The 6,512-nt window shown below is 46.8% G+C and carries 4 protein-coding genes; all 4 read right to left on the reverse strand.

Going from position 1 to position 6,512, the window contains the following annotated elements; all coding sequences use genetic code 11:
• Positions 1 to 224: 224 nt before the first annotated feature.
• The 4 genes from KDK18_RS10795 to KDK18_RS10810 all read right to left on the reverse strand — a co-directional run bounded on the left by KDK18_RS10795 (position 225) and on the right by KDK18_RS10810 (position 6,356).
• Positions 225 to 1,616 (reverse strand): Ran family GTP-binding nuclear protein, encoded by a 1,392-nt coding sequence (locus tag KDK18_RS10795; protein ID WP_257254908.1) that lies wholly within the window; start codon positions 1,614 to 1,616, stop codon positions 225 to 227.
• Between the two features lie 346 nt (positions 1,617 to 1,962).
• On the reverse strand, positions 1,963 to 3,201 hold the full coding sequence (locus KDK18_RS10800; RefSeq protein ID WP_257254909.1) for a hypothetical protein: 1,239 nt from the start codon (positions 3,199 to 3,201) through the stop codon (positions 1,963 to 1,965).
• Positions 3,202 to 3,607: 406 nt separating this feature from the next.
• A complete protein-coding gene (locus tag KDK18_RS10805; protein WP_257254910.1) occupies positions 3,608 to 4,783 on the reverse strand; it encodes a hypothetical protein in 1,176 nt (391 codons plus the stop codon).
• 178 nt (positions 4,784 to 4,961) lie between these two features.
• The gene (locus KDK18_RS10810) at positions 4,962 to 6,356 is read right to left on the reverse strand and encodes a hypothetical protein (protein ID WP_257254911.1); all 1,395 of its coding nucleotides are present in this window, start codon (positions 6,354 to 6,356) and stop codon (positions 4,962 to 4,964) included.
• Between the last annotated feature and the right edge of the window lie 156 nt (positions 6,357 to 6,512).

The following is a 6,512-nucleotide window of genomic DNA, read 5'->3' on the forward strand; positions in this document are numbered from 1 at the left end:
CATTGCCGCAAAGAATGAGTGTTTAATAATTCTATCCTTGCATTCTGGTTTACAGAGAAGAGGGATAGATCAACAAATAAACGTACTTCCTGTCAAAATCAAGGAAGCGTTCACCTCTAATCAGGCAACCAACAAAGTCTTGTCGGGCAGCGTGAGAATAACATCAACCAAGAAGCGCCTCATTGCAGAAGTTTGTCCCGGGCCGATTGTTTTTCAGGGGTGCATCATATGTCATCATCATCCTCAGGGAGGGGGACGCTCTTAGCTTGTTCGAGTTCTGCCTCATATCTAAGGACCTGCTCCCGGCTTATACTCACTTCAGGAGGCAGAAGCGCAGGGGCTTCTACAAACTGAATTTGTTCAGTTTTGGCCAGCTTCTTAATTAAATGGAGGAAAGGCTTTTCGAAATTGTAATTTGATTTGGCTGACATATCAAAATACTGAAGGTTCTTCTTGCGATGAAAATTTATATTTTTAGCCCTAACCTTCCTGTCCTTGATATCAACTTTATTACCAACAAGTACAATAGGTATGCCTTCACACACTCTTACCAGATCCTTGTGCCAATTGGGAACACTCTTGTAGGTAACCCGCGACGTTACATCAAACATGATAATTGCACAATCGGACTTAATATAATACCCATCTCGAAGTCCTCCGAATTTCTCCTGACCGGCAGTGTCCCAAACATTGAATCGAACAAGACCGCGATTAGTGTGAAATTGAATAGGATGGACTTCAACACCGATTGTGGCCACATATTTTTTCTCGAATTCACCAGTAATGTGTCGTTTAACAAATGTCGTCTTACCCACACCACCGTCGCCAACCAGAGCCAGTTTAAAAGTTGCCACCGGCACCGCGCTGAAAACCTGATGCCCGGAATCAGGTGATGGTCGCAGCCTGCAGACGCCAAGACAGGAATCGACGTAACAATCTAAACCCAATGTATGTTGGTGTTGTTGAGGATTTTGACTACCGCCGCCAGAGCCAGAAGACACGGGAAGGATAGCGCCTGTCATGAAGGAGGCCTTCGCCCCTGAGGCTTGCTGAGCAGATGATGCTGTTTGCTCGTTTTGTTTTTGGCTTTGTTGTTGGCCATTTCCGGGGAGCATCATAGTGGTGATCGCAAACGGGTCATCCTGACTTGCCTTCGGTTGATCCATCAGGTTGAACAGCGGAGAATCAATGCTCAAATAGCTTCGTAAAAGACAGCCGACAGCCAAAAACGCTTCCACAGGTATCCATGAATAAGGCTTTAAGCCAGAGGCATCACGAGCAGTCATAACCAGTTCGTAAGCAGTCAGGAAATGCGTAGCATAAATCAATTGCCACGGGACCGACTCAAAAAAGGACGTTTTTACCCCATAATTACCGAATCTCTGAGGTTTTTCATCAGACGGCAAAATCGATTCTGCATAACCGTTTATGTCAGCAGGGTATGACGGACCGCCCGACAATGAATGCGGGTGGTCTGGCTTTATGGAAAAGCTCCATTCTGGAGAGCTTGCCTGTTGAAGCTCGACGGCAAAGCCTGTCGTCAGTGAGTCGGCCTGAGAGGTAGCTGACAAATAGAACTGCAACAACAGCAGTGTCGCTGAGAATGAGTTTTTCATGACTTTATCGTTACTCTTATCTTGCAGTTTTTAGGAAGAAGGTAGACCAAGAAAGTGATGGATCAAGAAAATAAGCATCTTTTTCTGTCAAAAGCCAAAATGTCACCGGGCAGGAATTCTTAAGGAAGAAGATCGCAGTATACAAACCACCCTTAGCCTTGAAAAAAGATCGCTAAGAAAAAATCGGGCGCTTTTTTATTTGCCGGAACCCCGGCATTAGATCAATTGACGACGAATGTCTTTCAGAAGCAATGTCTGGCACGACAGGATAGACAAAAGCTTTTCTGCTGTCCGGTAAAAAATCGAAAGGTATGTGGAGATGCCACTTATCAACACATTTGTGTTTTCAACGCCTTCTATCATTCCATCTAATACGGTGGCCATCTTGATGGCATCGTCTTCTGTGGCTCCCCAAACCTTCACTATTACTGAAGATCCTTCCACATAGATGCGCTCCGCCATCCGAGAACACTATCACGTCACAAATTCGTGGCTCAGTATGATATTTTCTTCTATGATGCGACCGTCTGATATCACATCCATCTCGGTGACATCTTCTTCTGTGACGCCACAACCCTGGAATATTACTGAAGATCCACCCACACAGTCGCTCCTCACCATCCCCTCCGCCCACTAACGCGTCGCAAAATTGTGCCCCGGTATGGTCTCTCATTTTATGCCCGAACAGCCTTTCGTCATCCCTGAAGGCAGCCCCGCATGGCATTCGCTTTCCATTCTCCGTGATCAACACCACGTCACAGACAAATTCGCTGGTATGAGCTCCATTGGCAGCCCCTGCATTCATTGATCGTAATGTCGAACTTTTTCCGGAACTCAGCGACCCATCAGCGGGTTCTCTGATTCCGGAAGGTCGGAATCTACAAACGCCATGACAGGAATCGACAAAACAATTTAAGCGCAAAGTATGCCGGTGTTGCTCAGGGTTTTCTTTACCGCCGCCAGAGCCAGAAGACAGGGCACTGATGATAGACCCACTAAGCTGGATGGCGCTTGCCCTTAAGGCATTCTGACCGGATGATTCTGATGGTTCGTTTTGTCGTTGGCTATTTCCGGGGAGCATCATAATGGTAATCGTAAACAGGTCACACTGACTTGCCTCTGATTGTTCCATCGAGCCAGACAGCGGTGAATCTCGATTCCAATAGCTTTTCAAAAGCCAGCCGGCAGCGACACACACATCTGTTGGGAGCCATGAATAAGGTTTGAAGCCGGAAGCTGCATTAGTGTTCAGGACCAGTTCGTAAGCCACCAGCAGACTCGTGGCATAAAGCGATTGACACGAAATAAACTCAATAAGGGTCGTTTTCAACTCATAACCGCCAGGTCCATGTGGATTAGCATCAGGCGGTAAATCTGACTCCGCGTGGTCATTTGTGTCAGCAATATCTGTCGATTTAAGCGACAATGTATTCATGTCACACTTTGTAGAAAAACTCTGGGTTATTGACCCCAAATTATTTTCTTGAAACTCTACAACTGCACGTCTTGTCAACGGTTCGGCCTGACAGATGATAGATAATGACTCTGGCAGCAACAGCAGTGCCACAAAGAATGAGTTTCTCACTATTTCATACGTACATTCTGATTTGTAGAGAAGGAAGAAACATAGATCAAAAGAGTGATAGATCAATAGAATAAGTGTGTTTTTATTTCAACTGAAAAAACGACAGAAAAGTTGCACCGGGTAAAAAAACCACCACTACAAAACTGTCGCGATCTATTTTATTCGCCCGAATCCGGGAATTACCGCAAAAGGCGGCAAATGTCTTCCAGAACATTACCCGGAATGATGGGAACGTCTACTTTGACAAATAAGGCACTGTAACTTCCAGAATACTGCTGGCTAGAGCCACTGCCGGATGTCATCTACCTTCACTATGAACTCGGCGAATTTGCCGTCACATGTTGCAGTTGCCTCCATAGATACCTATCCCTCCCGAAAGCACGTTTTGTGCCGTTTAGAAGCCGAATCACTCTTTATCTTTCGATGGACTGAGGTCATGTTCCCCATCATCAGGCCCGGTTTTTTGGCGTACGCTTTGGTAATTCCCGGGCTCTTCAAGATTCCAGAAGAACTCTCCATCGTTCCCGAAGTTTGCCGACACAGATTGGTTGACCGTTTTGGGCTCTTGGCGTCTTCTTTTGGAAACAGCGTTTAAATACTTACGTTGCTCCGATCGTCCGCTACCACTACCGTGATCTCTTTTTTGATGATTTAAAAGAGCCTTGAAATTAATACAGATCGTCCCGCATCCACAGGTTACTGGCTCGTAGTCAATTGACCCGGCCGCATCATTTTCAAAGGCCGCTCCTGCACTCAGTGTATAGTTATTTATTGGGTCGATCTCCATCGTAAACGTAAATGCATCGGCGTATAGTTGAAAGGGTTGTGTTTCTGTCATTGCATGATGAGCGTGTTCTGTCGAATTTTCTATGGAATTCGGTAACCCTTCAGTTGATTCACCATCGGCGAATAATTGCTGCAGTTTACAAACGCCACTACAGGAATCAACGTAACAATTTAAACCCAAAGTATGTTGATGTTGTCCAGGGCCTTCGTGACCACCGCCAGAGCCGAAAGACAGGGAGTTGGTGAAACAGCTTGTATGGGTTGCCATCCCTGAAACTTGCTGCCCGGATAATGTTGCTTTCTGGTTTTGTTGTTGACCTTGTTGTTGACCATTGCCGGGAAGCATCATAGTGGTGATTGCAAACGGGTGATCCTGAATCGCCTCTCGTCGCTCAACTTGTTGCTCAAGCAGGTCAAGTTCTTCAGTCGGGCTATAGAGTGGTGAATCGGGGTTCCAATAGCTTTTCAAAAGCAAGCCGACAGCCACAAACGCTTCTGCTGGTACCCATGAATAAGGTTTGGAATTTGGAGAGCCGCCATTGGTGGCCAGCACCAGTTCGTAGGCAACCAGCAGATGGGTGGCGAAGAGCAAGCGCAACGAAATGTAATCAACAGTTGTCTTCTTTGCTTCGTCATTGCCAACTCTGGGTGGTTTGTAATCAGATGGCAGATCTGATCCTGCCAAGGCATTTGTGTCTGGAATGACTGATGGGTCGCCTGGTAACATATTCGGGTCGCGCTTTATAGAAAAACTCTGTTTTGTCTGTTCAAACTCGACAACAAATCTTCTCGTCAACGTTTCGGCCTGACAGATGACAGAAAACGAAAAAAGCAGCAACACTAGCGCTGTCGAGAGCGGGAGTCTCATTATTCTATCCTTTCATTTTCATTTTGATTAGTAGAGAGGGGAAAGATAGATCAGGAAGGCGACAGATCAAGAAAGGAAGCGTGTTTTAGTCCGGTAGGAAGCCGGATCAGTCTCTACTTTCTTCTGAATGACTGGGGTCATCATCCCGCCGGGCATCAAACTTGCGTTTTCGATGCATTCTTATGTGATACGCTAGCTCTTCAGAATTGCGGCAGACCTTTCCGCATGACTGCAGACCTCTCTCTCCAAGCACTGACTGAACGCAGTTTTTTGGCCAGAAGTGGTATTCTGTTTTGTGAGACATCATGGCTTGATCATTATCAAAGGAGACCCAGCATGGATCCCATGTGCCATCCATCCGGACCACTATGTCGCCACAAAATTTATGTTTGGTGTAGCCTTGGTCTCTTCCCATTTCTTCGATGTCATCAATCAACCACTTAAGTGGCGTCCAGTGGTCTCTTTTTTTATGACTCTTCAGAGCCGTAGCATTCTTGCAGACCGTCCCGCATGACCGCACCTTGTCATCCTGCCCAACCTCTTTCACGTCACAGGTGAGTTGCCCGATGTACTCACGCCCATCAGCGCGAGTTGCACCAACGGCCCCCGAATCCGCTGAGTGCAAAGAGGGCCAATGATTTGTCGGGTTGATATCAATCGTAAATAGATGGGATTGTTGCTGAAAGGGTTGTACTTCTGTCATCACATGAGGACTTTGCCCTGTCGAACTTTCTTCCCAATTCAGCGCCCATTCAGCGGACTCTCTGCCGTAGGATGATGGTCGGAGCTTACAAAAGCCTCGGCAGGAATCTACATAACAATCTAAACCCAGAGTATGCTGATGTTGTTCAGTACCTTCATTTCCATCGCCAGAGTCGGAATCAGGGGGACTGGTGAAAGAGCCTGAAAGTCGGAAGCTGGTCGCCCCTGGGGCTTGCTGTCCGGATGATGCTGACGGCTGGCTTTCTCGTTGGCCATTTTGGCTTTGTCCGAAAAGCATCGTAATGTTCATCACGAACGGATCACCCTGACTTGCTTCCGGTTGATCCGTCCGGGTAAACAACCATGAATTTCGGTTCCAGCAGCTTTTCAAAAGCGAGCCGACAACGACAAACGCTTCGACAAGTATCCATGAATGAGGTGTGCCACTCAGAGCGGCGTCATGGGTGGTCATGGCCAGTTCGTAAACAGCCACCAGAGTGATGGCGTCAAGTAAGTGCCACGAGATTGACTCAAAAAAGGACGTTTTCACCTCGAAACCGCCAAGTCTGTGTTGTTTGCCAGCTCGCAGAGAATCTGATCCAGCACAGCCGTGTGTGTCGGCATAGTATGAAGGGTTGCCTGACAATGCAGGCTGTAAAGCCTTTATGGAAAGGGTCCTGCCGGGGGAGAATCCATCCTGTCCAAGTTCGACTATAAAATGTCTTTCCAATGTTTCGGCCTGACATATGACAGACAAAGAGAGCAGCGACAGCAACGCTACTAAAAATCGTTTTTTCAAAACTATACCCTTTGCCCCTTGCATCTGTGATACACACCATGCTTAGACATAAAAAACCCGCTGCTGCAAAAAAGGGGTATTCGAAATAGAGCCTTCTGAGTCTATGACAAGCAGAAATCAATCACTTGACTTTGCATCATCAAGCTTTCGTTTTCG

The sequence above is a fragment of the Endozoicomonas sp. SESOKO3 genome, assembly GCF_024606255.1.